This is a genomic window from Cyclobacterium sp. SYSU L10401 (assembly GCF_010993705.1).
Taxonomy (GTDB): domain Bacteria; phylum Bacteroidota; class Bacteroidia; order Cytophagales; family Cyclobacteriaceae; genus Cyclobacterium.
This window is the reverse complement of the sequence record NZ_WOFO01000003.1, coordinates 680,553-705,732: the sequence shown is the minus strand read 5'-3', so window position 1 is coordinate 705,732 and position 25,180 is coordinate 680,553. Positions and strand designations below refer to the sequence as shown.

21 protein-coding genes are annotated in these 25,180 nt (G+C 43.4%); 5 read left to right on the top strand and 16 right to left on the bottom strand.

All coding sequences use genetic code 11. From position 1 onward, the window contains the following. Positions 1 to 456: 456 nt before the first annotated feature. Positions 457 to 1,392, top strand: coding sequence for a bile acid:sodium symporter family protein (locus tag GL182_RS10765; RefSeq protein WP_163379648.1), 936 nt, complete (start codon positions 457 to 459; stop codon positions 1,390 to 1,392). Positions 1,393 to 1,669: 277 nt separating this feature from the next. Beyond that, the gene (locus GL182_RS10760) at positions 1,670 to 2,671 is read left to right on the top strand and encodes an NADP-dependent oxidoreductase (protein WP_163379647.1); all 1,002 of its coding nucleotides are present in this window, start codon (positions 1,670 to 1,672) and stop codon (positions 2,669 to 2,671) included. Between the two features lie 54 nt (positions 2,672 to 2,725). Here GL182_RS10760 and GL182_RS10755 read toward each other — a convergent pair whose 3' ends face one another. The 9 genes from GL182_RS10755 to pxpA all read right to left on the bottom strand — a co-directional run bounded on the left by GL182_RS10755 (position 2,726) and on the right by pxpA (position 15,091). Continuing rightward, on the bottom strand, positions 2,726 to 3,025 hold the full coding sequence (locus GL182_RS10755) for a hypothetical protein (RefSeq protein ID WP_163379646.1): 300 nt from the start codon (positions 3,023 to 3,025) through the stop codon (positions 2,726 to 2,728). A gap of 849 nt (positions 3,026 to 3,874) precedes the next feature. After that, entirely contained in the window at positions 3,875 to 4,315 is a 441-nt protein-coding gene (gene tnpA / locus GL182_RS10750; protein ID WP_163379645.1) for an IS200/IS605 family transposase, read from the bottom strand. A gap of 937 nt (positions 4,316 to 5,252) precedes the next feature. Continuing rightward, on the bottom strand, positions 5,253 to 6,656 hold the full coding sequence (locus tag GL182_RS10745; RefSeq protein WP_163379644.1) for an aldehyde dehydrogenase family protein: 1,404 nt from the start codon (positions 6,654 to 6,656) through the stop codon (positions 5,253 to 5,255). Next, the gene (locus tag GL182_RS10740; RefSeq protein ID WP_163379643.1) at positions 6,653 to 8,293 is read right to left on the bottom strand and encodes an acetolactate synthase large subunit; all 1,641 of its coding nucleotides are present in this window, start codon (positions 8,291 to 8,293) and stop codon (positions 6,653 to 6,655) included. The genes GL182_RS10745 and GL182_RS10740 overlap by 4 nt, the downstream gene beginning before the upstream one ends. 246 nt (positions 8,294 to 8,539) lie before the next feature. Beyond that, positions 8,540 to 11,029, bottom strand: coding sequence for a zinc-dependent metalloprotease (locus GL182_RS10735; RefSeq protein WP_240469776.1), 2,490 nt, complete (start codon positions 11,027 to 11,029; stop codon positions 8,540 to 8,542). Between the two features lie 288 nt (positions 11,030 to 11,317). After that, positions 11,318 to 12,484, bottom strand: a complete 1,167-nt coding sequence (locus GL182_RS10730; RefSeq protein WP_163379642.1) for an FAD-dependent oxidoreductase — start codon at positions 12,482 to 12,484, stop codon at positions 11,318 to 11,320. Positions 12,485 to 12,787: 303 nt separating this feature from the next. Further along, positions 12,788 to 13,642 carry a biotin-dependent carboxyltransferase family protein gene (locus GL182_RS10725; RefSeq protein ID WP_163379641.1) on the bottom strand — a complete coding sequence of 285 codons (855 nt, stop codon included), beginning with the start codon at positions 13,640 to 13,642 and terminating at the stop codon, positions 12,788 to 12,790. After that, the gene (locus GL182_RS10720) at positions 13,635 to 14,357 is read right to left on the bottom strand and encodes a 5-oxoprolinase subunit B family protein (RefSeq protein WP_163379640.1); all 723 of its coding nucleotides are present in this window, start codon (positions 14,355 to 14,357) and stop codon (positions 13,635 to 13,637) included. The genes GL182_RS10725 and GL182_RS10720 overlap by 8 nt, the downstream gene beginning before the upstream one ends. Further along, entirely contained in the window at positions 14,354 to 15,091 is a 738-nt protein-coding gene (pxpA, locus tag GL182_RS10715) for a 5-oxoprolinase subunit PxpA (protein ID WP_163379639.1), read from the bottom strand. Before pxpA ends, GL182_RS10720 begins: the two co-directional genes overlap by 4 nt. A 141-nt stretch (positions 15,092 to 15,232) precedes the next feature. Here pxpA and GL182_RS10710 point away from each other — a divergent pair, with 141 nt between their 5' ends. Then, a complete protein-coding gene (locus GL182_RS10710; RefSeq protein WP_163379638.1) occupies positions 15,233 to 15,793 on the top strand; it encodes a DUF4136 domain-containing protein in 561 nt (186 codons plus the stop codon). A 21-nt stretch (positions 15,794 to 15,814) separates the two neighbouring features. Here GL182_RS10710 and GL182_RS10705 read toward each other — a convergent pair whose 3' ends face one another. Both GL182_RS10705 and accC read right to left on the bottom strand, forming a co-directional pair. Beyond that, positions 15,815 to 16,453 carry a Maf family nucleotide pyrophosphatase gene (locus GL182_RS10705; RefSeq protein ID WP_163379637.1) on the bottom strand — a complete coding sequence of 213 codons (639 nt, stop codon included), beginning with the start codon at positions 16,451 to 16,453 and terminating at the stop codon, positions 15,815 to 15,817. Beyond that, on the bottom strand, positions 16,413 to 17,903 hold the full coding sequence (accC, locus tag GL182_RS10700; protein ID WP_163379636.1) for an acetyl-CoA carboxylase biotin carboxylase subunit: 1,491 nt from the start codon (positions 17,901 to 17,903) through the stop codon (positions 16,413 to 16,415). The genes GL182_RS10705 and accC overlap by 41 nt, the downstream gene beginning before the upstream one ends. 166 nt (positions 17,904 to 18,069) lie before the next feature. Here accC and GL182_RS10695 point away from each other — a divergent pair, with 166 nt between their 5' ends. After that, on the top strand, positions 18,070 to 19,320 hold the full coding sequence (locus GL182_RS10695; RefSeq protein ID WP_163379635.1) for an aminotransferase class I/II-fold pyridoxal phosphate-dependent enzyme: 1,251 nt from the start codon (positions 18,070 to 18,072) through the stop codon (positions 19,318 to 19,320). 96 nt (positions 19,321 to 19,416) lie between these two features. Further along, positions 19,417 to 19,590 (top strand): histone H1, encoded by a 174-nt coding sequence (locus tag GL182_RS10690; protein ID WP_187357737.1) that lies wholly within the window; start codon positions 19,417 to 19,419, stop codon positions 19,588 to 19,590. Positions 19,591 to 19,636: 46 nt separating this feature from the next. Here GL182_RS10690 and dapA read toward each other — a convergent pair whose 3' ends face one another. The 5 genes from dapA to xseA form a co-directional block, all read right to left on the bottom strand. After that, positions 19,637 to 20,530: a 4-hydroxy-tetrahydrodipicolinate synthase gene (gene dapA, locus GL182_RS10685; RefSeq protein WP_163379634.1), complete on the bottom strand. Its 894-nt coding sequence runs from the start codon at positions 20,528 to 20,530 to the stop codon at positions 19,637 to 19,639. Positions 20,531 to 20,534: 4 nt separating this feature from the next. Then, positions 20,535 to 21,029, bottom strand: a complete 495-nt coding sequence (locus GL182_RS10680; RefSeq protein WP_163379633.1) for a DUF6913 domain-containing protein — start codon at positions 21,027 to 21,029, stop codon at positions 20,535 to 20,537. A gap of 19 nt (positions 21,030 to 21,048) precedes the next feature. Next, positions 21,049 to 23,517, bottom strand: a complete 2,469-nt coding sequence (gene ligA, locus GL182_RS10675; RefSeq protein ID WP_163379632.1) for an NAD-dependent DNA ligase LigA — start codon at positions 23,515 to 23,517, stop codon at positions 21,049 to 21,051. Between the two features lie 116 nt (positions 23,518 to 23,633). After that, a complete protein-coding gene (xseB, locus tag GL182_RS10670) occupies positions 23,634 to 23,837 on the bottom strand; it encodes an exodeoxyribonuclease VII small subunit (protein WP_163379631.1) in 204 nt (67 codons plus the stop codon). Beyond that, complete coding sequence (gene xseA, locus GL182_RS10665; protein ID WP_163379630.1) at positions 23,818 to 25,137, bottom strand: exodeoxyribonuclease VII large subunit; 1,320 nt, start codon at positions 25,135 to 25,137, stop codon at positions 23,818 to 23,820. Before xseA ends, xseB begins: the two co-directional genes overlap by 20 nt. Positions 25,138 to 25,180 lie beyond the last annotated feature (43 nt).

Genomic DNA, 25,180 nt, shown 5'->3' with positions numbered 1-25,180 from the left:
AGGAGTATCCATTTGGAATCAGAATTCTTATAATCAATTGCCCACTGCTTTAGCTGTGGGCATGTTGGGTTTTTAAGGCAAATTGGCTTTAGCCAAACCCTTTATCCATAACCCTTCAAATCCATATTACACAATTTTATCCATTTCTGCTAAAGCCGCATTCCTATTGAGGCGTAGTAATTTTGACCAAAGCCTTCTTATTTTTCCAGGTGTTTTAAAAAAATAGTTCTCTATCTTTTCTTTAGAATTATTTCCATAACTTATAGCCTGCAAGACAATAGCTTGTAAATATTTTTAGCAGATTGCCTGAATATAAGTTATTTTGTATCATGGAAGCCTGCTTTGCCATGTTTTGGCAAAGCCTGGCACCAGCATACTAGGATGTACAGTATATAGTGAAGCCAGGAAAAATAAAGCCATTGCTATCAGAATCTTTAAACAAAACAGCTAATTACCATGGAAATACTAGATGAGATCAGGCTAAATTTTAACCGGGATAGCCTGCTGCTGCTGAACATCTGTATGGGTCTGGTCATGTTTGGTGTAGCCATAGAATTAAGCCTATCAGACTTCAAAAATGTATGGCAAAAGCCCAAAAGTTTAATTATTGGGTTAATGGCCCAATTCCTGGCTTTACCCCTGTTGACCTATTTGCTGATCTTATTCATTGACCCTATTCCCAGTGTAGCTTTGGGTATGCTCCTGGTAGCCAGCTGCTCAGGAGGTAACCTATCCAATTTGTTATCCGTGATGGCCGGGGGTAATGGTGCTTTATCAGTGAGCCTGACCAGCATTGCCACCCTGGCAGCCGTGGTCGCTACTCCGGCCAATTTTACCTTCTGGGGAAACCTGTACCTGAGCGGCGGCACTTCCTTACCACAGATTAACATCAGTTTTATGGATATGCTGGAAACCATACTGCTGATCGTGGGCATCCCTTTGCTGCTGGGCATGTTGCTCAATCATTATTTCACCAAGATAATCGCTACCATCCGCAAGCCGATTCGCATCCTCTCCATGCTTATTTTTATCGCCTTTATTGTGGGTGCCTTTGCGGCTAACTTTGCTATTTTTCTGGAATACATTCATTTCATTGTTCTCATTGTGTTTTTGCACAATGCACTTGCTTATGGCGTAGGATATGGCCTGGGACAACTTTTTAGCTTATCCCTTCCGGATAAAAAGGCGATCACCATAGAAACGGGAATTCAAAATTCAGGCATTGCTTTGGTGTTGATTTTCAACTTTTTTGATGGTTTGGGAGGCATGGCCATCATCGCCGGATGGTGGGGCATCTGGGACATGATTTCCGGCCTGTTACTCGCCTGGGCCATATCTAAGGTAAAATATACATCCATAAAAGGAATGGATTCAACCCGCATTCCTAATTGAGTAATAATCATTTAAAACAAGGATTTTTTTCCTCAATTGCCCACTGCTTTAGCTGTGGGCAACCTGGTATTTAAGGAAAATTGGCTTTAGCCAAATCATGTATCCTTAAAGCATTCAAATTTGAATTTCACAAATGAAAAGGAGGGGGCGCCTAGCCTCTTTTTCATTCGGTTGTACCTGATGCAACATTCAATATGGTCAAAGGGGGACAATTATTCCCAGGACTTTTCCCGCTTGCGGTATCATTTTTGTCAACATATAGGGAAACTTGAAAAACATGAACAAGACCATACTTTTGCACAAACGCCCGCAAGGAAAGCCAACCCTTGAAAATTTTAAAACTGTAAGTGAGGAAGTTCCTGCCGCAGAGGAAGGGGAGCTTTTGCTCAAAACTTTGTATGTATCGGTAGACCCCTATCTGCGGGGCAGGATGAATGATGCGAAATCCTATGTTGCACCCTTCGCGTTAAATAAGCCGATTCAGTCCGGAATAATAGCCGAAGTGCTGGACTCCCACCTTCCGGATTTCAAAAAGGGCGATTTTGTCTCTGGCATGTTGGCGTGGAAGGAATTCCAAACCTCCACCGGCAAAGGCCTGAATAAGGTAGATCCTTCCCTGGCTAAACTATCCAGTTATTTGGGGATTTTGGGAATGACAGGGCTTACCGCTTATTTGGGCTTGACGGAAATCGGAAAGCCAAAGGAAGGGGAGACCCTGGTGGTTTCCGGTGCTGCCGGAGCCGTAGGATCTGTCGTCGGACAGATTGGGAAACTGCTGGGTTGCAAGGTGGTGGGCATTACCGGCAATGATGAAAAAGTAAAGTTACTTACCTCGACTTTTGATTTTGATCATGCCATCAATTACAAAACAACAGCAGATATGAAAAAGGCGATCAAAAGCACCTGTCCTGATGGGGTAGATGTTTACTTTGATAACGTTGGCGGGGAGATATCAGATGCGGTATTGACAAATATCAATAAGTTTGCACGACTGCCTGTTTGCGGTGCCATCTCGCTCTACAACGAGACAGAGGTGCCAATGGGCCCCCGGTTGCAGCCGATCCTCCTCACTAAAAGTGCCACCATGCGGGGATTTATCATCGGCGATTTTGCTTCCAAATTCCCATCGACAACCCGGCAATTGGCTGCCTGGTTACAAGAAGGGAAACTGCAATCCAGCGAAACCATTGTAGAAGGGTTCGACAATATTCCGCAAGCCTTTCTGGATTTATTTGAGGGTAAAAATAAAGGCAAAATGATTGTTAAGGTAGGAGAATAGCTGTAGCTTTTCCTGCCTGATACGGGGATATTCAAATGAGCAAAATTAATGCGGTTATTCCCCTTGTGATAAAATACACAAGCTGTCTTCCATTGCCTCCACCGAATGGGTAATTTCAAGGGGAATGTCTACTTCCTCATATTGCTTCAGTTCCAAAACCCTGTCTTCTTCTTTGTAAATTACCGCTCCTTCCAAAACGGTTAGTTTTGATACAGTATGGGCTTTGTGTTCTTTTAAAACCATCCCTTTAAGGAACCCCACGACCAGTACCTTGAATCCGGTACCGTGGTGGAGTGATTTTGCAATGGGATGATTAGCCGTTTTTAGTTCCTCCTTTATTTCTTTAATGGTCATTTGGTTATTTTTTTTGGGTTTTTTCTGATTATTCTGTTCTATTTGAATTATGCCAGGTGCGGCGGTTTGTTTGTTTCAGACCTTTGGGATTTAATCCGGCCGCATGTTGTGCTGTTTTCTTTTCGTAATACCAAGTTAAGAAAAAACGGCGGGATGTCTCCAATTTTAAAGTATATGCTATCTGGCCGTAAAAATAGGGGCCTCTCAATTCCGATCACAATCCCGGAATATTTGCCATTCCTCCATTTTGGCTAAAGCCTGGGTTAACAAGGCGCAATTCCAGGGAATGGGCTAAAGCCACATTCCTATTGAGGGTTGATTTTTTGAAACCAGGATTTTTCATCAATTGCCCACTGCTTTAGCTGTGGGCAACCTAGTGTTTAAGGAGAATTGGCTTTAGCCAAACCCTTTATCCATAAACCTATCGAATCCAAATTTCACAATTTCATCCATTTTGGCTAAAGCCTGGGTTGAGGGGGCTTAATTTCAAGGAATGGGCTATTTCCTATTGAGAAATAATCATTTGGAACCAGGATTTTTTCTTGAATTGCCTACTGCTTTAGCTGTAGGCAACTTGGTATTTAAGGTAAATTGGCTTTAGCCAAACCTTTTATCGATAACCTTTCAAATCCAATTTTCGCTATTTTATCCATTTCGGCTAAAGCCAGGATTTAGGGGACTCAATTTTTAAGGAATGGGCTATTTCCTATTGAGGAATGATCTTTTGGAACCAGAATGCTTAAAATCAATAGCCAAATAGCTGTTGGCAACCAGGATATGTTAACCTCATTGGCTTTAGCCAAATCTTCCCAAACAGGCAATAAGGAGATGCCCGGTCTCTTGACTACATCATTTATCTTTAAACTGCCCAAATCCATATTTCTCAATAAATTCATCATATTCCTGCTGGAATGTTTTTTTTAAATGATGAACTTCCTGATTTCTAATATATGTTCTGACCTTATCTATCCTGGATTCGGAAACAGAAATGGCAAAATATTCATCTTGCCATTCAAATTTCGCTCGCGTAAGTTTGTGTTTATTGATCCAAAAAGAAGACTCACCTTTGATCAATTGCATCAATTTTTGAATGTTTTGGTCAATACCCATTGATACCAGGCAATGACAATGGTCTGAATATCCGTTGATGTGATCAATAAAAATCCCTTTCTTTACTGCGTTTTCCCTAATATGGGACCAAACTTTACTTCTCAAATTTTTTGAGTCAAGGAATGGTACCCGATTTTTGGTGCTCCAAATAAAATGGATATAAACCTTTACGAATGGCATATTAAAAACAGATGATGGTCATACTAATTTAATAAATCATTCGGAAAATTTGCTAACTCAATCTAATTTAAAAATTAACAGCTTTTCATTTCAATAATTTTGGCTAAAGCCAGATTCACCATGCTTAATTTTTAGGGAATGGGCTATTTCCTATTGAGAAATAATCATTTAGAACCAGGATTTTTTCTTGAATTGCCTACTGCTTTAGCTGTAGGCAACTTGGTATTTAAGGCAAATTGGCTTTAGCCAAACCCTTTATCCATAACCTTTCAAATCCAAATTTCACAATTTCATCCATTTCGGCTAAAGCCTGGGTTCAGGGGGCTTAATTTCAAGGAATGGGCTATTTCCTATTGAGGAATAATCTTTTCGAACCAGGATTTTTTACCCATTAGCCAAATAGCTGTAGGCAACAAGGATATGCCAGCCCATTGGCTTTAACCAAATCATTTATCCATTACCTATCTAATCCATATTTCGCTATTTTATCCATTTCGGCTAAAGCCGGGGGATTGTGATTCTATTCTAAGGAATGGGCTATTTCCTATTGAGGAGTAGCCATTTGGAACCGGGAGTCTTATAATCAATTGCCTACTGCTTTAGCTGTAGGCAATAAGGATATGCCAGCATCATTGGCTTTAGCCAAACCTTTTATCCATAAACCTATCGAATCCAAATTTCACAATTTCATCCATTTCGGCTAAAGCCTGGGTTCAGGGGGCTTAATTTCAAGGAATGGGCTATTTCCTATTGAGGAATAATCATTTGGAACCAGGATTTTTTCCCCATTAGCCAAATAGCTGTTGGAAAAAAGGATATGTCAGCCTCATTGGCTTTAGCCAAAATTTTTATCCATATCCTCTCCAATGCCTCTTACCACAAAAAAAGGCCCCTCATCCTCCGATGAAAAGCCTTTTAAATCTAATTTGAACCCTTTCTATGGCAACATTTTGCTCCTGAAAACCATCAGCTTCTCCCGCGTCATGTCTTGCATGGAGTGGGGGATGCCGCCCAGGCCTTCTCCGGAAGCATCCCGACCCCCAAAAGGCATCCAGTCTACCCGGAATGCGGTGTGGTCATTGACCATCACGGCTGTGGCATTGAGCTTTTGAACCGTGTCCAGGGCCAGATCGATGTCCCTGGTAAAGACAGCTGCCTGAAAATGGTATTCCAGGCTGTTGGCCAATGCAATGGCCTTGTCCCGGTCTGAATAGGAATAGACACAAACCACAGGCCCGAATATTTCTTCCTTCGAAACCCTTACTTCAGGTGAAGGATTAAACAAGACCGTGGGTTCAAAGCAGGTGTCACCGATACGCTTGCCCCCACAGAGCAGTTCTGCACCGCTATCTACCGCCTCTTCGACCCATTCTTCCACCCGGTCCACTTCCCCGGTGCGGATAAGAGGGCCTACCTCTGTGGCTTCGTCCAATGGATCACCTACTTTTAATTTTTTGGCCGCAGAAGCCATGTCCTGAGCCAGCTTTTTGGCAATTTTTTCATGAACAAATACTTTCTGCACGGATACACATACCTGCCCGGCATGGTAAAAGCCACCTTTTACCAGCAAGGGCAACATGTCTTCCAGGTCAGCGTCGGGCTCCACGATTACGGGAGCAGCTCCTCCATGTTCCAGGGCACAACGCGTTCCGGGAGCCAATTTGGATTTCAGGTACCAGCCGATTTTTCCTGAGCCAATAAAAGAGAGAAAATTGACCCTGGGGTCAGTGGCCAGTTTTTCGGTCAGCTCATTGGTGCAGAGCACCATTTGCACCCAACCTTCCGGCAGCCCGGCCTCTTTTAAAATATCTACCAAAGCCTGGCAGGAGAGGGGAGTAGTGCTGGCCGGTTTGATGATCACCGGACAACCCGCCGCAAAGGCGGTGATGGTCTGGTGTACGATCAGGTTTAATGGGTGGTTAAAGGCAGATATGGAAACCACTACGCCTATGGGTTCCCGGATGGTGAAGGCCAGCCGGTTTACCGAGGCAGCTGTTAGCCCCATAGGTACCTGTTCTCCTCTCAACTGGGAAATCTCTTCGGTGGCGATTTTCACTCCGTTAATGGCCCGGAGTACTTCTACCTTGGAATCTTTATAGGGTTTACCCCCTTCCTGGGCGGCAGTTTTGGTCAGCTCTTCAATTTTGCCCTCCATGATTTGCCTGGCTTTTTCCAGAATTTCTATCCGCTTAAATGCTGGGATCCAGCCCGACTGGTTGAGGAAAAGATCACGGGCCTTTTTGATGGTTTTTTCTACCTCACCCTTATCCATCAGAGGCAGCTCTTTTATCAATTGCTGGTCATAAGGGGAAGTCACTTTTAATGTATTGGAATGGCTCATAATTTCGCTGTTTTTTCTTTTAACATTACATTTAAGATGGGGTGGTTGAGAGAATAATCCACCGGCAGGTCGATGACGTGTACCCCGGGGCTGTTCAGGCTCTTGTCCAGGATTTCCTGCAAATCGCTGTCGCTTTCCGGCCGGTAACCATGGGCACCGTAGCTGTTGGCATACTGGATAAAATCCGGATTGTTGAAGTCCAGCCCGTAATCTTTAAATCCCATGTCTTCCTGCTTCCACTTGATCATGCCATAGGATTTGTCATTGAGGATGATGACTACCAGGTTCATTCCCAGCCGGACCGCTGTTTCCAGTTCCTGGGAATTCATCATAAAACCTCCATCACCAACTACGGCCACTACTTTTTTATCGGGATAAAGCAGGTTAACCGTCATGGCGGAAGGCAATCCGGCACCCATGGAAGCAAGGGCATTGTCCAATAGCAGGGTTTTGGGCTGGTAGCAGGTATAATTTCGGGCAAACCAGATTTTATATACCCCATTGTCCAGGGTGATCACATCTTTTTCTCCCAGCTTTTTGCGCAACAGGTTGACCAGGCGCTGGGGCAGGGTAGGGAAGCGTTCGTCTTCAAAATATTTGGAAAGGTGTCCTGCCACCTCATTTTTGACTTTTTTATAATAGGAAAAATCCCAGTTATCGGTTTTGGTGATTTTTTCTGTCAGTTTTTCCACGGAGCTGGTAATGTCTCCTACCACATTGAGTTGTGGAAAATAGACCGGGTCCACCTCTGCAGGTGCAAAGTTGACATGGATGACCTTTTTACCTCCCTGTTTCATAAAGAAGGGTGGTTTTTCGATTACATCATGTCCCACATTGATGATCAGGTCGGATGCATCCAGGGCGGCATGCAGGAAGTCATTGCTGGAAAGGGCGGCCGTACCCAGGTATTGGGGATGCCTTTCATCGATTACCCCTTTGCCCATCTGGGTGGTAAAGAAATAAATACCTGATTCATCCACAAATTTGACCAGGGCCTGGCAGGTAATTTTCCTATTGGCGCCCGCTCCTATTAGAAGCAGGGGCATTTTGGCTTTTTTGATCATGGATACCGCCTCATCAATGGCCTTATCATCCGGCTTGGGAATGATATGGCCGACTACCTCAAAGACGGTGTCATCTGTCTCTTCCTGAGCAATGTCCTCGGGCAATTCCAGGTGTACGGCACCCGGCCTTTCCTCTGTGGCCAGTCGGAAGGCCTCCCGGATATTGGAGGCAATCACGCTGCTGTTGACGATCTGTTTGGTGTATTTGGTGATGGGTCGCATCATGTCTACCACATCAATGATTTGAAAACGCGCCTGCTTGCTTTTTTTGATGGGTTTTTGGCCGGTAATCATCATCATGGGCATGGCACCCAGCTGGGCATAGGCAGCCGGTGTGACCAGATTGGTGGCGCCTGGCCCAAGAGTGGCCAGACAGACGCCAGGTTTGCCGGTGAGCCTGCCGTAAGTGGCGGCCATAAACCCGGCCCCCTGCTCATGCCGGGTAAGAATCAATTTGATGCTTGATTTACTAAGGGATTCCAGTAAATCCAGGTTTTCTTCTCCGGGGACGCCGAAAATATATTCCACCCCTTCCTTTTCCAGGGCTTTGACAAATAAATCTGATGCTTTCATAGGTAAAAATTGTAGCGTTTAATTTCAAGCAAATTTGATACTAATCTACCCTTTATGAATTTAAATACCGAATTTTTTCGGGACCAGGATTGAAAGTCTGTTCAATTCACTTTCTGATTTTGTCCTGCTAAAGCTCCATCAAGCAGCTTTTATGGAAGCAGTCAGGGTAAAAAAAGGAGGAGGTAAAATACCTCCTCTTTTTCTTTCCAACTTATTAAAGATTAAAAAATTAACCCTAGTTAATGGTCAGTAATTTTCTGTCCGGCAGACTGGCGACAACCAGTTTTCTTCCATCTGTCCTATAGGTGCTCCATCCGGGGCAGGCAGGGGCTTTAATAGCATGATCTCATCAGCCGGATGATCTTCAAATTGGCTGATTTGTTTTCCGCAAAAGGCATAATGCGCTTTTTGAGAAAAATCTGAAGGTTCCTGCGCTTTTATCCAGTCGCTGAGCTCACTGGCTTTCATTAAGGCGATGGCCCTTACCTGGGCTGAAGTGGATTGATCAGTTCCGAGCTGCATCAAATGCTGCAAGACCAATTTTTCAACCGATCTTTTGATCTCAGCGGCATATCCTGTTTGGGCCGGGGCTTTCCAGCTGGCCTCCATTACATGTTCGATCATTTCTTCCAAGCCGATTTGACTGGGGTCCAGGGCTTTTTGGCTGACCAGGCGGGAGGCCCTTTCGGAATGAAAGAGCAGGGATAGGCAGTGGTGAGCAGCAATTTCCGCAGGGCTTAAAGGATCAAAAACCAATCCGGTCTTCCTTTGGAAGGTTTCTCTTGGATTGGGATTATAACCAAAGGGTCTGGGCGGCAGGTGGTTCAGGATTTGTTCCGGTAAAGCCAGCGTTTCAGGTTGTAGGATTTCTAATATCTGAACCAAGGCATTTTCCTGAACTTTCCTGGGAATGGTTTGGTGCTTTTCCCTTTGGTCACCTTTCACCGTGTAGGTATAATTCACTCCCCCCACTACCTTGGAGGCTGCCTCTACCTGGTAGCGGTGGTACATGTAAACGGGAACCAACAATTCTTCCAGCCTGGCCAAAGCGGTTCCATCGGGAATTTTATTGGGTCCGAAATCAGCCAACACCATTTTTCTAATGGCCAATGTTTGCTGGAGTTCTGCTACCGGATCCGATCCATTATCCCATAAATGGGTCTCCGGATGCGCTGAGCCTGCAGGTCTGGCATCCTGGTCAGCCAGAAAATCCAGGCCATTCTGCCGGTACGCTGCTATCCATTGATTGAGGGCAGCTTGTTCATCCATTCCCTCTGGCAGGCTGGCATAGGCCATTTTGATGGCGGCTATGTCCCAGTCTCCAATTCCCTCTGCATAGGCATCTGACAGATCGATGGCACCATCCTTTATCCTGACAGCAGGATGGGGATAATCCATGACCGAAGTCCGGCCTTTGGCGCTTGCAATATAATTGTGGGGCAATCCCAGCGTATGCCCTACCTCATGCGCTGCCAATTGCCTCATTCTGGCCAGTGCCAGATCCATGATGGCTTGATCATCAGGGTTTGAGGAATCGAAATTTCCTGCCAGGGCCTGTGCAATGAGGTAATCCTGCCTGACCCTTAGCGAGCCTAAAGTCACTTTCCCTTTAATTATTTCGCCTGTGCGCGGGTCTGTCACCCCACCACCATATGACCAGCCCCTGGTGGAGCGGTGAACCCACTGCACGAGGTGGTACCGCACATCCATGGGGTCTGCATCCTCAGGAAGTAGTTTTACCTGAAAAGCATCCTTGAACCCCGCTTTTTCAAAAGCCTCAGCCCACCAGAGGGTACCCTCCATTAAGGCGGTTTTTATAGGTTCTGGTGTTCCTGGATCAATGTAATAGACAATGGGTTTTTCTACCTCGCTCAGTGCGGCATCGGGATTTTTCTTTACCAGCCGGTGTCTTCGCATGAACTGCTTCTCAATCGGTTCATTGATGGCGGTAGCGTAATCATAATAGCTAATGGCATTCACTCCGGCCCTGGAATCAAACTTTCTCATTTCAAAGTCATTGTCCGGCAGTGCCACAAAGGAATGGTGTAGCCTTAAACTGATCGCTTTTGGATCGGGTAAAATCTGCCGGATGTAATTGCCTGCCTGATCTCCGGTGAAGGTGATGGTTGCTTCTATTTCTGTATTTTTTGGAAAACTTTTAGTTCGTGGTTTAAAAAGGGCTGACCTGGATAGATCTACCTTATAATTCCCCTGTCCATTTCTTTTGATGGTTTCAACCACACCAATGGCATCCTGGAGGAAAAAATCAGTTGCATCGACCAGAATCTTATCATTTTCCCGCCCTGCAATTTTAAAACCCCAGATGATGGAAGCAGCAAAGGATTCATCTACTGCCGCTTGCTCCAAGACGTTTGAGGCAGATGCCCGGTACTTGTAATTATTAGATTGAAGAAGTAATTTTTCCCCTGCGGGAATAAAATTCACTACATGTGCGCCTGATATCCTGCCCCTGTCCAGACCAATATCATTGGAGCCCAGACCAGCAGCCAATGAGGGGTAATACAGCATTTCTGATCCACCTTCGGGAATGGCCATCCAGATTTTTCCGTTGGGATCATCCCAGTAAAGGTCAATAAACCCAGGCATTTTTTCCATACCCCGGGTAAGAGCGGCAATGCCTTGATTTTTAGATTCCTGCGTTTGACCTATTCCCTCTGGATTACAAATGAGAGTAAGTACTAATACACCAAATAGTTTAAGTTTAAGCAAATCCATGAGCTGATCGGGTTAATTTTTTTTTCCAAAAATAAAGAGGAATGCTTCAACTATCTATTTTGGAAATAGAAACTACCGAAATAATTTTGCAGGTTTGCTGAAAAGCCTTTTGAAGAGAAAAGCTGAAAAAAGAGTAGAATGCTGCTTCGTATATCCCTGAACCTCAATCTTCCTGGTTTAAAAATATTTTTTTCTGATAAATTTTTCATAGATTTGAAATGATTTAGTTGTTAGTGGCTAAGTTCAATCTGAGGAGACCCACGGGCCCTAACCCTGGGTTTCCTCTTTTTATCCTTTTAATTCTTCCATCATATCCGCTACTGTTGATAGAAATTTATCTTTTACTTCGGGGTCAGGGCGGGTATCCCAATTACCTTCAATGTGATTTCCTCCAAGCATGATACCATCTCTTCTCGGGATAAAGTAAACGCCTGACATGTTGGCCCTATAGGTCAATTCCGGTTGGGGGATCAAAAAACAGAGCTGTCCGGAAACGGGTACCAGGTCATTGTCTCCAAATATTTTCAAGGCACCCAAACCCGTACAATTGACGATGCACTTTTCTGGTAGTGCATCTACATCTTCCGGTCTGTTGAATTCCCTGATGGCAATTTTACCACCGGCAAGTAAAAAATCATCCTTGAGCATTTTCAAATAGGAGGGGATGTTGAAAATATTGGTGGGGCTTTTGGATACATTTTTGAATTTGAAAGGGTTCTCCCTTCGGGACAAACTTTCCCCTTTTGGATAAAAGTCCATCTCCTCGGTTATCAGCAGGTCTTTTATGGAGGGCTCTCCCGGATTGGGCCTTGAAGACCTATCATTACTTTTTATGCTGTAATTGTCCATCCAGTCTACCACCTGATTTAATCCAAGCAATCGTTGGTAGGTCTGGTAGGAGTGGTAGTAGGCTTTTTTAAATTTCTCCTGAAAGGCTTCTGTTATCCGATCGGTCTCAATGAGTTTGTGAGAAGGAGACCAGGTTCCGGTCGCCATGGCTGAAGTGACATTGGGGTACATGTCTTTGGTATAGATGATGACCTCATATCCTTTTCTCTGTAGCGTTCTGGCCGTGGAAAGACCCAAAACACCGCAGCCCATCACCGCAATTTTGCTCAGGTCAGGATCTTTTGGCAGCAATTCACATGCAAGCATTGCCGAACCCCAGGAAAGAGACCAGCCGCTTCCCCCGTGGCCGTAATTGTGAATCAAAAGCTTGTTTCCAAGCTCCTGGGTTTCTATTCTCGGACCGGACCGCCGGAATGGTCTCAAACCAACGCTTTCCTTGATAACCCTGGAAGAGGAAACCTTGACTTTTGGTAACCTTACCCGGTTTCCAATATAAAACCCGGCATCTTTTGCTGTTGTACCTGAAAATGCTGGATTGCCGATGCATCCGGCACCCAATGCTGCTAAACTAACTTTCTTTATAAAGTCCCTTCTTGGATGAATCATTGTCAAAGCGGTTAAAGTGATGATAAATTCTGGTCAGTTTGGGTTTACTGGAAAGTGCAGTTGTATAAGTGGTTTAAATAATAACCAATATTATCAAATTATTCATTTAAATTCAAAATAAGGGTAAAAAAATATGTGATAAAATCGTTATTGGATAAAAATATTTGAAATATAAGGTGTATTAATAATGGTACTTATGAGTTGGTTTTAAATATTATAATTAATTCGACCCAACCTTTTCCGTCCTGGCTTTATTGAATTCTCAAGGTTATGCGGTCCGTAGAAGAAAAGCATTTTACCAGCTTAGTCTGAAATTAACTTAAAGCGAATCTTTCCTGACGGTCTTACTTGAGCCAATTTGGAGAGCGAACTTTTTTTGATTTGCAGGATTCGGTGGTATCCGCCTGTAACTTGTGCATCTTTCATCAGCACAAGCAACTTGCCGGAAGGTGTCAGTTGAACTGTTCCGGGATATACCGGGCATGAAATCAATTCATTGAAATCGTTATTCATCCTTTCCTCCAATTGTATTCCCATTCGATTTTGGGTCTGAGAAATTGTAAAAGTGTCTTGACTTAGGGATTGTTGTTGATTTTTTTGCAGCAGCGCAAAGGAAGTGCCCCTGTAGGCTTCGATGGATTGGATTTCGGGAAAAACGGGTGTTTTAATTTTGGCTTTGTTCCTGGGAATGGTCTCCTTGCCAGGGTGAAATTCAATTTTTTCGTTGTTTGAAAACTTCCCTTTTTCAGTAATCCCAGGATAGAAAGATTGGCTATGGAGTATTTTTTCGGTAGCAAACTGCCCGTTTATGGCCATATAGGCCCATTGCCCTCTAGCAGGCGGCTTCATGGTTACTTTAGCTCCCTTAGGAATGGAAATGATTTGATTTCCGGAAATGGCTTTCTCCTGGCAAATAATTTCCCCAACAGCACCGGTAAAAACCACCTGACAGTCGGCATTAAAAACCATTTCAATGCCTCCCATGTAAATTTCCAAACAGGCGGAGTCGCCAGCTCTTCTGATCAGGTGATTGGCTAAATAAAAGGAGTCTGAGTCCATCGGGCCAGATTGGGGCACTCCTAAGGCTGCAAAGCCCGTTCTACCATCATCCTGGAGGCTTGTCATGATTCCTGCTTTTTTTAATAGTATGTTAGCCATGGTATGGTGTTTTTCTCCAGTCAAAGTTTTCTGTGGCTATTAACTTATCATATTCCTTCCTTGTGATGGCCTCAAATCGGATCCTGTCTCCTGCTGAAAATGGGAGTTTGAGAGCTCCGTTTTGAAAAAATCCTACCGGTGTTTTGCCTACCACGTACCAGCCACCAGGACTATCCATGGGATAGACCCCTGTCTGGCTGCCACCAATAGCTACGGAACCGCTTGGAATTTTTTTGTCGGGAATGGCTTTTCTTGGTACATGTAAGCACTCATCTAAGCATCCCAAATACATAAACCCGGGTAAAAAACCATAAAAATACAACAGGTAAGCGTTGGCAGTATGTTTCTCAACAAAAGTTGTGTGCTCCAATCCTGATTTTTCCAGGTAAAGGTCCAGTTCAGGGACCAAATCCCTGTCATAGCAAACCGGAAATTTCCATTCCTGCCTCTGGGGAAGTAGGTCCGGATTTTGTTGGGATGATTCCCATAACTCCTTTAGCGATGGCATACAGGAATGAGCATCAAAATTCTCTTTTAGCTGTATGCCAAGGACCTGATAGCCGTGGTGTATGGAACGGATTTTTTCTTTCCATTCTTCCATGATGACTTTTTCGAAAACCAGGATTTCCAAAAGTATCCCCTCTTCAATTTTTTCAGGCCAGTGAACTTCAATGAGCTCAGGACTTATGGAATAGAATCTTACCGGGTTGCTCATGCCTGAGGGGTTTTATTTCCTGAAATATTTGAAGATACCATTTTAGCTATTTCAACGGCTTTGGGGTGATCTCCATGTATACAAATGGTATCTGCCTTGACTTGATACATATCTCCTTTTATCGTTTCTACTTTGCCTTCAGTCAGCAAAAGGGAAAGCTGTTTTTCCATTTCAGGCAAGTCTTGCAGAACAGCCCCGGCATGTTTCCTGGGGAGCAAAAGTGTAGCTGATGCATACCTCCGGTCGGCAAATACCTCATTGCATAGGGGGATATTTAATTTCAAAGCAGCCCTGGCCATACGGGAGCCGTAGGGAGCATAGATCCGTTGTGTGGGATAATGCGATTGCAGGAAGCTGGCAAGATGGTCAGCCAATTCCTGATTGTTCAGGCTGTCCAGGTAGAGTGCCCCATGAAATTTTATATGGTGGAGATTTACCTGCTCCTGATCGGCTATATTTTTTAATCTTTCTATTTGCATTTTAAGGCTGGCTTTTAATGTCTCCGGATCAAGGTCTAATGAAATCCTGCCAAAATGATCCTTATCCGGATAGGAGGGGTGCGCCCCTATATTCACCTGATATTTTTTTGCCAGCCTTATGGTCCTCCGGATGCTGGCATCATCTCCGGCATGGCCTCCGCAGGCAATGTTGCAGCTGCCTAAATAAGGCATGATGTCCGGGTCTGAGGGCATCCCTTCTCCCAGATCACAGTTGATATCAATTTTTTTTGCCATGCATCAGATAGCTTAATGGAGGAAAGCAAATGGACAATTAGACCTATGGCCAGGTATTTTTCCTGATGCCATTTTTATTAAAAATCTTACAACATTACCTGTTTTAATTACGTCTTGAAGGTAGAAATTAAGGTGCAAAATATGAAATATACATGCAGCATATTCATCTTGTTGGGTATTTTCTGGATGTCTTCCTGTAGTCCCGTCAGGGTTTTCCTGGAGAAAAACGAGGTGGCCAATATGGAGGATTACAAAACATTCTATGTCATCAATCAATATTATGACAAGGATGCCTTTGACTCGCCTGTCCTGGAGGACAACCTGCAAAATAGCCTCACTGAAGGCATGAAAAGTTTTGGTTTTGAGCAGAATGTAGAGCAGCCCGATTTGATTTTAAGGTATAATACCAATCTTACTGACCGGCAAAAAGAGGTGAACTCCATGCCAATGATGAGCCCTATTTATGGTTGGGGCATGTACAACCCATGGATGATGCCATGGGGACCAAACACCGGTAGTTTCAGGGTAGAAAACTACGACATGGGGGAATTGGTAGTGGATTTTATTGATACCAGACAGGACAAGGTGGTGATGCGTATCAGTGCTGTGGGAGAAATTAACAAACCACAGCAAAAAAGTAAAAATCTTAAGACCTCGGTTGATAAAATCCTGAAAACATTTTCGAAAAAAATCACCTCCTGAGCTTACACAAAGAGAAACGTTTCAGTACTTCAACTCGTAGTTTGATTTCAGGTGGGCATATAGTTTATGTACCGGTAATCCCATAACGGTATAATACGACCCCTCTATGCTATTGATACCGATCAATCCAATCCAGTCCTGAATGCCATAGGCACCAGCTTTGTCGAATGGCTTGAAATTTTTAATGTAGTGGTTGATTTCGAAAGTATCCAAATTCGAAAAACGTACTGAGGTGGTATCTGAAAAGAGGATTTGATGTTCCAAATCCATCAGGCAAACGCCGGTGACTACCTGATGGCTTTTGCCCTGTATCAGTTCCAGCATTTCTCTGGCTTCGTTTTCATCATGAGGTTTGTTCAAAATGGTGTCTTCTACCAATACTACCGTGTCTGCAGTGATCAATAAATCTTCATCGTACAGGTAGGGCAAAAAGGCCCTGGCTTTTTTGTCCGCCAGGTAGGCTGCTACTTCGGGCAAGGGCAGGCTGTCTGGAAAGGATTCATCCGTATCCATTGCTTTTGTGGTAAAACAAAGACCCAAATCCCTCAAGAGTTGTTGCCTTCTCGGGGATTTGGAGGCTAGGATTATATTTTTGTTGGGGATTTCCAAGTCGCTCAGGTTATATGTTGTTTCTTCTCTTCCATTTGGAAGGCAGGCCATTGGATCCAAGGGGCAATTTTTTTTCTGCGGGAATGTTCAGGTAGTCTGAAACGAAAAAGGCGACGGCTTCCTTTTCTTCCATGTCCGGGTCCTTATCCAGCGATTCGGGTTTAAAATACTGATCGATAAAATGGGTGGTAAAGGTGCTGTCCACAAATGCTTGCTGTTGCATGACCCAGCCACAAAAGCTGAGGGTGTTTTTGACACCTAAAATATGAAATTCATCAATGGCTCGTTTCATTTTAGCAATTGTATGGGACCTGTCCTCACCATATACAATTAATTTGGCTATCAGGGGGTCATAATAAATAGGGATTTCCATACCTTCTTCGTATCCGCTATCTACCCTTACCCCAGGCCCCTCGGGTTTCTGGAAGTGTTTTAATGATCCGGTATCCGGTAAAAATTGATTTTTCGGATCCTCCGCATAAATCCTTATTTCCATGGCCCATCCCCTGATTTGTATATCATTTTGGCTCCAGGGTAGGGCATTTCCCTTAGCTATATTGATTTGAGCTTTTACCAGGTCTATGCCGGTGATGCATTCCGTTACCGGGTGTTCTACCTGGAGCCTGGTATTCATTTCCAGAAAATAGAAATGCTGCTCGTTGTCTAATATGAATTCTACTGTACCTGCCCCGGTATAATCGCAGGCTTTGGCTACCTTTATCGCGGCTTGTCCCATTGCCCTTCTTGTCTCCGGGCTTATGGAAGGGGAGGGGGCCTCTTCAATTACTTTCTGGTGCCGGCGTTGTACAGAACATTCCCGGTCGAACAAATGGATGGTATTTCCTTGTTGGTCTGCCAGGATCTGAATTTCCACATGTTTGGGGGACCGGATAAACTTTTCTAGAAACACGGCAGGGTCTCCAAATGCACTTTTGGCCTCTCCCATGGCCCTTGCCAATTCTTCCTTTAAATCTGCCGGATCATGAACAATGCGCATGCCTTTTCCTCCTCCTCCGGCACTTGCTTTGATCATTAATGGAAAGCCTATTTTACTGGCAGCTTTTTCTGCTTCTTCAATGTCTTGTACTGAATGGGTAGTGCCGGGAACCAATGGAATATCAAATGAAGCCACCGCTTTTTTGGCAGCCAGTTTATCCCCCATTATGGAAATGGCTTCCGGACTGGGTCCGATAAACACCAAACCTGCTGCTTTCACTTTTTGGGCAAAACCAGCATTTTCCGACAGAAAACCGTATCCAGGATGTATGGCATCCGCTTCAAACTTTTTTGCCGTCTGAATGATGAGCTCCTGGTTTAAATAAGATTTGGATGCCTGAGAAGGACCTATACAGACAGCCTGGTCTGCAAACCTCACATGAGGTGCCGTAAAATCCGCTTCACTATAAATGGCCAGGGTCTTGATACCCATTTCTTTGGCTGTCCGCATGATCCGAAGACTGATTTCTCCCCGATTGGCTACCAATAGTTTTTTTATTTTCACAGTCCCGGTTTTTATGGTTCATTACGAAATAAGCAAATCTGTTCTATAAAAGAAAGGATTTACCAAAAGTCCCTTTAATTTTGGGGATACCACTTAAAAACATTACTTTTGAGGGTTTAAATAATCGATCTAAAAGATATTTGTTATACAGTAAAGTAGTTACAAGTTGGATATATTTGAAAAACTGAATACAAATCTGGGCCCCTTAGGAAAGCATTCTGAAATATCAGAAGGTTATTTTATGTTTCCCAAGCTTGAAGGGGAAATTGCTCCCCGAATGAAGTTCATGGGAAAAGAAGTACTGACCTGGAGTCTCAATAATTACCTGGGTCTGGGAAACCACCCTGAAGTCAGAAAAGCAGATGAGGAAGCCGCCAGAAAATGGGGGGCAGCTTATCCGATGGGAGCAAGAATGATGTCTGGAAATACAGATCTTCATGAAAAACTGGAAAATGAGCTGGCGGAGTTTGTAGGGAAGGAAAAGGCCTATTTGCTTAATTATGGGTACCAGGGTATCATGAGCGTGATAGATTCTCTCATCGATCGGAAAGATGTGATTGTATATGATGGAGAATGTCATGCCTGTATCATTGATGCACTGAGAATGCATATGGGCAAGCGCTTTGTTTTTCCCCACAATGATATGGAAAGCTTTGAAAAGCAGCTTTTTAGAGCAGACAAGCTTAGCCGTGAAACTGGAGGAGGTATTCTGGTGATTACCGAAGGCGTATTCGGGATGACTGGTGACATGGGGAAGCTTAAGGAAATTGTTTCCTTCAAAGAGAAATACCAATTCAGGCTTTTAGTGGACGATGCCCACGGTTTTGGTACCATGGGAAAAACCGGAGCAGGCAGCGGTGAAGAACAAGGTGTACAAGAGCAGGTGGATCTTTATTTTTCTACTTTTGCCAAATCTATGGCCAGTATTGGTGCATTTATTGCGGGAGATGAAAAAATAATACATTATCTAAAATATAACATGCGCTCTCAAATATTTGCCAAAGCCCTACCTTTAATTATGGTTGAAGGTGGATTGAAGCGTTTAGAGATGCTGAAAAGCAGGCCGGAATTCAGGGAAAATCTGTGGAAGATTGTTAATGCCTTGCAAAACGGATTAAAGGAAAAAGGTTTTAGCATAGGGAAAACCAACTCTCCGGTAACACCGGTAGTATTGAACGGAACAGTAGGAGAGGCAGCTACCTTAAGTAAGGACCTGAGAGAAAATTATAATATTTTCTGTTCTGTGGTTATTTATCCTGTCATTCCTAAAGGAATGATTATATTGCGATTGATTCCAACAGCAGTGCATTCCCTGGCAGACGTGGAAGAAACCATTGCTGCTTTTGAAGCGATCAAGGATAAATTGAGCAGTGGGTTTTACAAAACCACGGCCCTTGCCACTTCTTTTGGAGAATAAATGGAGAAAAAACGGCAATAACTGTAGATTTATAAACATTTTAACTATATTGAATCAAAAATTAATCTCATCATCAACCTTAATTAACTTTTAATTATGAACAGATTTAGTGAAATCAAGGATCTTATTATGTCGCTGGAAGCTGATTTTGAAAAATTCTACGATAAGAAGAATCAGGCAGCTGGTACCCGAGTGAGAAAGGGCATGCAAGATTTAAAAAATTTGGCTCAGGATATCCGAAAAGAAGTTCAAGACATCAAGAATACTTAAGTTTTAAATAAAAAAAGAGGGCTATATTTTTATAGCCCTCTTTTTTTTACTCCAAATGCGGAGAATAAAATTGTTTGGTATTGACTTTTTCTGCGGCCATTTTAATTCTGCGGCTTAAATCCGGAGAAGCTTTTAACAGCGGTAACCGCACATGTTCCTCACAGATACCCAGATGGTGCATCAAACATTTCACGCCTACCGGATTACTTTCCTCATACATTAAGGGGTTTATATCCAGAAGGCTAAAGGTTCCTTTTTTGGAATAGGTGGCATTGCCATGAATGATGGATCCCATGATTTCAGGGTAGGCATTGGCCATTACTGATATGACTCCTTCAGCTCCTATGCTGCGCATAAAGGTAGTGATCATGTCATCACCCGAAATCAATAAAAAGTCTTCAGGTTTATCCTTTGCTATCCGCATGCATTGCTCCAGGTTTCCACTTGCCTCTTTTACACCAATTATATTGGGGTGTTGGGCAAGTTGAAGACTGGTTTGGAAGGTTAAATTCGAGGCGGTTCTTCCGGGTACATTATAGAGAATCACCGGTACTGGACAGCGATCCGCTATGGCCCGGTAATGGGCCACGATACCTTCCTGACTGGGTTTGTTGTAGTAAGGGCTTACCGATAGTATGGCATCTATTTCCGAAAAATCGATGGAATCCATTTCATCCAGGACCGATTGGGTGTTATTTCCTCCAAGCCCGTATACGATAGGAAGTCTGGATCGATTAATTTTTCTGGTGAATGCCAGCACTTGCTTTTTTTCAGTTCCGGATAAAGTAGCAGATTCTCCCGTGGTACCCTGAACTACCAGGTAATCCACATTGCCGTGAATCACATGCTCAATGACCTTTTCCAAAGCCGGGAAGTCGATAGATCCGTCTTCATTAAAAGGCGTTACCAATGCTACACCGGTACCTTTAAATTTTTCCATTGTATTAATTGATCTGCTTTAAATATTTTATCAATAATGCCGTACCTGATTGGATATCTTTTTCCTCCTTATTTAACATCAGGTCCAAATAGGGCTTTAACTCATCACTGAAGAACCCCATACTATATGATGCTGATTGTAGCTGTAGCAGATAGAGGGTAAAATAATTCAGTTTCTCAGAAGTAAAAATAATCAAATCTGGTTTAAGGGAAAGTAATTGATTCAGTTTTTCTCCTGGTTTACCAAATAAAGTAAAATCTTTATAGGAAAATGCCTGTTCATCCTCAGATTTTTCATCATAATAATTTCCCACCACCTTGATGTCTTTGTTCAGGTGATCATGAATCACTTCCGTTAATTTTTCAATCTCTTCTTTGTTGTTGGCTAACAGCCCAATTGTTTTAATGTTCTCTATATGCAGGAAGATGGACTTTTGGGCCTTCTTTTTCTTTGGCTTCTCCAAAGCATTTTTCACAAAATATTCCCTTATCCATTTCATGGTCGGTCTTTTTATAAATCTATTTGGTTGAACACATCTTAAGGAATTCTTCCTCGGTAATCAAAGGAATGCCTAAATTCACTGCTTTTTCTTTCTTGCTTGGCCCCATATCTTCTCCTTCAATGATGAAGTCCAGATTTTTTGATACTGATTTACTGTAGGTTCCGCCATGGGATTCAATGAAATCAATGATTTCATCCCGTTTGAAATGGTTTAATTTTCCGGATGCAAGTATCCTTTTGCCTGCCAGTTTATCGCTTTCCTGCTTTATTTCCTCCTCAAATAATTCAAAATGGAGCCCCTTTTCTTTCAAACGATGGATGATCGACTTGTTTTTTTCAAGGGCAAAAAATGACCTGATGCTATGAACCAGGGTTTCACCTACACCATTGATTTGCAAAAGTGTATCGTCTGTTGCATTTTCAAGCTCATCAATATTTTTAAAATGCCTGGCCAATAAAATGGCGGTATTTTCACCAATATTTCTAATACCCAAAGCAAACAAAACCTTTGGAAACGGTTGGGATAGGGAATGTTGAATGCCTTCCATCATATTTTTAATCACACCCTCCTGAAAGGTACTTCCCTTGAGTTTATTGATTTGATCTTTTGCCTGCTCTGGAACCTCCAGGCCTCCATGAATGATCAGGTCATGAAGGCTACTTTTGTTTTTGGAAAGCTTCAACAAATCCTCTACACTGGCACCAGCCTCCGGCAGGAGTACAGCCAGGACATAAGCGACTGGCACAAAATCATCTACATGGTCCAGGGTTTGCTTTTGGATCATTTCAAGTAGCCTTGAAAGCCATCGCTCACTTTCATTGGTTTTTTTCCCCGTTTTTTGATGGGTATCCAAAAAAAGAGCGATTTTTTCACTTTGCTCTGCTGTTTCGTGAAACTGCAAAAATTCTTCAATCTCTTTTAAGGTGACTTGATGAGTAAGTGCGTACAGGCATTTTTTAAGGCTTACGTATAGGTATCCATCACTGTTTTTGGTGTATTGATCATCAGAAATTTCCAAGCCCAATAAATCGTCTCTTTTTTCAGGTAAGCTATAGAGGTCGGCGGGGTCCTTTACATAACCTTGTTGTACCAGGGCACGTAGCCTTTCCGTGCCCAGGGAGTCGATGTCCATGGCCCTTTTAGAAACAAAATGTTCTATCCTTCCCAATACCTGGGGCGGGCAACCGGCTTCATTTGGGCAAAAGTGCTTGGCTTCGCCCTCTTTTCGTTCCAGGAGTGTACCACATTCCGGACAGGTATCAATATAGGCTATTGGTTTACTGTTTCTATTTCTGCGCTCGCTTACTACCTGGGTAATTTTTGGAATGATTTCCCCTCCCTTTTCGACCAGCACCGTATCTCCTTCATGCAAATCCAGCCTTTCAATTTCATTGGCATTGTGCAGGGAAGCCCTTTTTACGGTGGTCCCTGCCAGAGAAACCGGAGAAAGGTTGGCCACCGGGGTAATGGCTCCCGTTCTACCAACCTGGTAGGTTATGGAGAGTAAAGTTGCCGCCGCACTTTCAGCCTGGTATTTATAGGCAATGGCCCACCTGGGGATTTTGGCAGTAAATCCCAACTCTTCCTGCTGCCGGTAATCGTTTACCTTGAGCACCACGCCATCAGTTTCTACGGGTAAATCCTGTCTTTTGTCCCTCCATTCATCGATGTAGGCCAATACCTCGTCCAGGTTTTGGCAATTCCGGTAAGTAGGGGAGACATTGAAGCCCCATTGCCTGAGCTTTTCAATGGCTTCATCTTGTTTAGACAGGGACAGGTCATCTGCTATCAATTGATAGACGTAACAGTTCAATTTCCTTTTAGCTACAACGGCGGAATCCTGCATTTTTAAGGTCCCGGAAGCAGCATTTCTTGGGTTGGCCAGCAGGTTTTCTCCCTTGCTCTTTCTGACTTGATTTATTTTTTCGAAGCCACTTTTAGGTAAAAAAATTTCTCCACGTACCTCCAAATAGGGCGGAAGCCCTTCTTTTGCCTGAATGCTTAAGGGAACGGTACGGATAGTTTTGACATTTTCAGTCACCACGTCACCCTTATAGCCATCCCCCCTGGTGACTGCACGGATGAGTTCACCTTGTTGGTAGACCATACTAATGGCCACCCCGTCGAATTTTAATTCGCAAAAATATTCATAATCCCTGTGCCCCAGACCTTTGGCTACCCGTTCGTCGAATGCCATCAGCTCCTCTTTGGAATAGGTATTGCCCAGGGAAAGCATCCGCACGGCATGTGTGGCCGTTTCAAAATTTTTGGTAATGCTACCTCCAACCCGTTGCGATGGACTGTCGGCTTTCTTAAGTTCCGGGTAATGGTTTTCCAAAGCAATCAGCTCTTCCAAAAGCTGATCAAATTCAAAATCACTGATAATAGACCGATCTTCCTGATAGTACAGGTGATTGTGATAGTTGATGGATTCCGTCAATGCTACTATCCGTTTTTCTGCTTCTTCCCTGCTAGGTTTATTCATTAAAAAAAGATCAAATATCTATTTTCAAATGTACAGTTTTTGCCTAAAATAACCTGATTGGATATTGAATTTAGGCCAATGTTTTACAGATTTTATTTCTATGGTGGGACAATTGTTCAGTCCTCTTCCAAAAATGCCTTTTTGATTTCCTCTTCAGTCATCTTTAGTTTCTTTTTACAGACTTTTACCAACTCGCTGGCTTCTTTTACCAATTGGGTAAGTTCATCCATCCCCTGGTCTTCTTCTTCCAGTTTGCTGACGATCAATTCCAATTTTTTTAAGGCTTCATCGTATCCTGGTTCACCTGCGTTTTTCTTCATTTTGCTCCAATTTTTTGATAATTGATGTGATTTTTCGTTTTTGGCTGAATGTTACCAGCTCATCTCCTGCCTGCAGTTCCTGACTATGAATAGGCATCCCATCCTTTTCGGTTTTGGTATAGCCTCTGGATAAGAGGTATTCTGGATTTAAACGCTCCAGGGTCTTTTCAAGTTGATTCAACTTATCAGCGGCTTTACTTATGCAGGTCAAAGCCGCTTTATGGAGGTATTTTCCATTATTGTTTACCTTGATGGTATCTTTTTCTATTTTATGCAGTGCCGAGCGCATGGATTGTTGGGATATGCGATCCAAAAAAAGCATTTTCTCATTGATTTTGCCCTGAAAAAGGTTCTTTAATAAATGGGTTTGATCCATAATGCCCTCTGATTCCTGCTTGATCCTGCTTTGGACCCATCTTTCTATTCGGATCAAACTGTGTTGGAGGTTATCTTCGAATTCACGAAATCCGGATAAAATAAAGCTGGCCACTGCTGTGGGGGTTTTGAGCTGGGTATGGGCTACCAGATCTGCAATAGATTCATCCCTTTCATGTCCGATACCGGTTACTATGGGGAGGGCAGCATTGGCAATAGCTTTAGCCAGGTCATAGTCATCAAAGCAATCCAGGTCTGTTTGCGCTCCACCACCCCTTATCAACACTATCAGGTCAAATCCGGGAGCGGTTTCTTCGATCTGTTGGATGGCATCAATGATTTCAGCGGCAGCTGATTTTCCCTGCATGGCTGCCTGATACAGCTGATAATGAACCTTATATCCATATGGATTTTGATCCAATTGGTTGATAAAGTCTCCATATCCGGCAGCTGTAACCGAACTGATGACGGCAATTTTCTGGCTTACGGCAGGAAGGACAAACTGTCTGTTGAGCTCTAATAATCCCTCTGATTGTAAGCGTTCAATGATTTCCTGTCTTCTTCTTGCCCTTTCTCCAAGCGTAAAATTTGGGTCAATATCCTTGATGACCAGGCTGATGCCATAGAGTTCATGGAACTGCACATTGACCAAAGCCAGGATATTCATGCCGCTTTTAAGCGGCTGGCCGGTGGTGCCCTGAAACTTCCTTTTTATGGCCTGATAGCTGTAGGCCCAAATATTACCTCTCATCTTCGCCCGAATCTCCCCATCTGTCTTCTCCACCAGGTCCAGATAGGCATGCCCTCGTACAGCTTCTCTTATCTCACCAATTTCTGCAATGACCCAATAAGTGGGGGAGAGCTGCTTGTCCAGGCATTCCTTGATGATGGTATTCAGGGAAAATAAAGTTATGGCTTGCTGCATGCCACAAATTAACAAAAAATTGAGGTTTATAAATCAAAAAAAC

Bases quoted from the DNA above. Each gene is read 5' to 3' on its own strand.
- GL182_RS10720 (WP_163379640.1), bottom strand. From the start codon at position 14,357: ATGAGCAACCCGGTAAGATTCTATTCCATAAGTCCTGAGCTCATTGAA.
- dapA (WP_163379634.1), bottom strand. From the start codon at position 20,530: ATGGAAAAATTTAAAGGTACCGGTGTAGCATTGGTAACGCCTTTTAAT.
- GL182_RS10755 (WP_163379646.1), bottom strand. From the start codon at position 3,025: ATGACCATTAAAGAAATAAAGGAGGAACTAAAAACGGCTAATCATCCC.
- GL182_RS10730 (WP_163379642.1), bottom strand. From the start codon at position 12,484: ATGATTCATCCAAGAAGGGACTTTATAAAGAAAGTTAGTTTAGCAGCA.
- GL182_RS10705 (WP_163379637.1), bottom strand. From the start codon at position 16,453: ATGGCCTGCCTTCCAAATGGAAGAGAAGAAACAACATATAACCTGAGC.
- GL182_RS10740 (WP_163379643.1), bottom strand. From the start codon at position 8,293: ATGAAAGCATCAGATTTATTTGTCAAAGCCCTGGAAAAGGAAGGGGTG.
- xseA (WP_163379630.1), bottom strand. From the start codon at position 25,137: ATGCAGCAAGCCATAACTTTATTTTCCCTGAATACCATCATCAAGGAA.
- pxpA (WP_163379639.1), bottom strand. From the start codon at position 15,091: ATGGCAAAAAAAATTGATATCAACTGTGATCTGGGAGAAGGGATGCCC.
- GL182_RS10710 (WP_163379638.1), top strand. From the start codon at position 15,233: ATGAAATATACATGCAGCATATTCATCTTGTTGGGTATTTTCTGGATG.
- GL182_RS10745 (WP_163379644.1), bottom strand. From the start codon at position 6,656: ATGAGCCATTCCAATACATTAAAAGTGACTTCCCCTTATGACCAGCAA.
- ligA (WP_163379632.1), bottom strand. From the start codon at position 23,517: ATGAATAAACCTAGCAGGGAAGAAGCAGAAAAACGGATAGTAGCATTG.
- GL182_RS10725 (WP_163379641.1), bottom strand. From the start codon at position 13,642: ATGGCTAACATACTATTAAAAAAAGCAGGAATCATGACAAGCCTCCAG.
- GL182_RS10765 (WP_163379648.1), top strand. From the start codon at position 457: ATGGAAATACTAGATGAGATCAGGCTAAATTTTAACCGGGATAGCCTG.
- GL182_RS10680 (WP_163379633.1), bottom strand. From the start codon at position 21,029: ATGAAATGGATAAGGGAATATTTTGTGAAAAATGCTTTGGAGAAGCCA.
- GL182_RS10760 (WP_163379647.1), top strand. From the start codon at position 1,670: ATGAACAAGACCATACTTTTGCACAAACGCCCGCAAGGAAAGCCAACC.
- tnpA (WP_163379645.1), bottom strand. From the start codon at position 4,315: ATGCCATTCGTAAAGGTTTATATCCATTTTATTTGGAGCACCAAAAAT.
- GL182_RS10690 (WP_187357737.1), top strand. From the start codon at position 19,417: ATGAACAGATTTAGTGAAATCAAGGATCTTATTATGTCGCTGGAAGCT.
- GL182_RS10735 (WP_240469776.1), bottom strand. From the start codon at position 11,029: ATGGATTTGCTTAAACTTAAACTATTTGGTGTATTAGTACTTACTCTC.
- xseB (WP_163379631.1), bottom strand. From the start codon at position 23,837: ATGAAGAAAAACGCAGGTGAACCAGGATACGATGAAGCCTTAAAAAAA.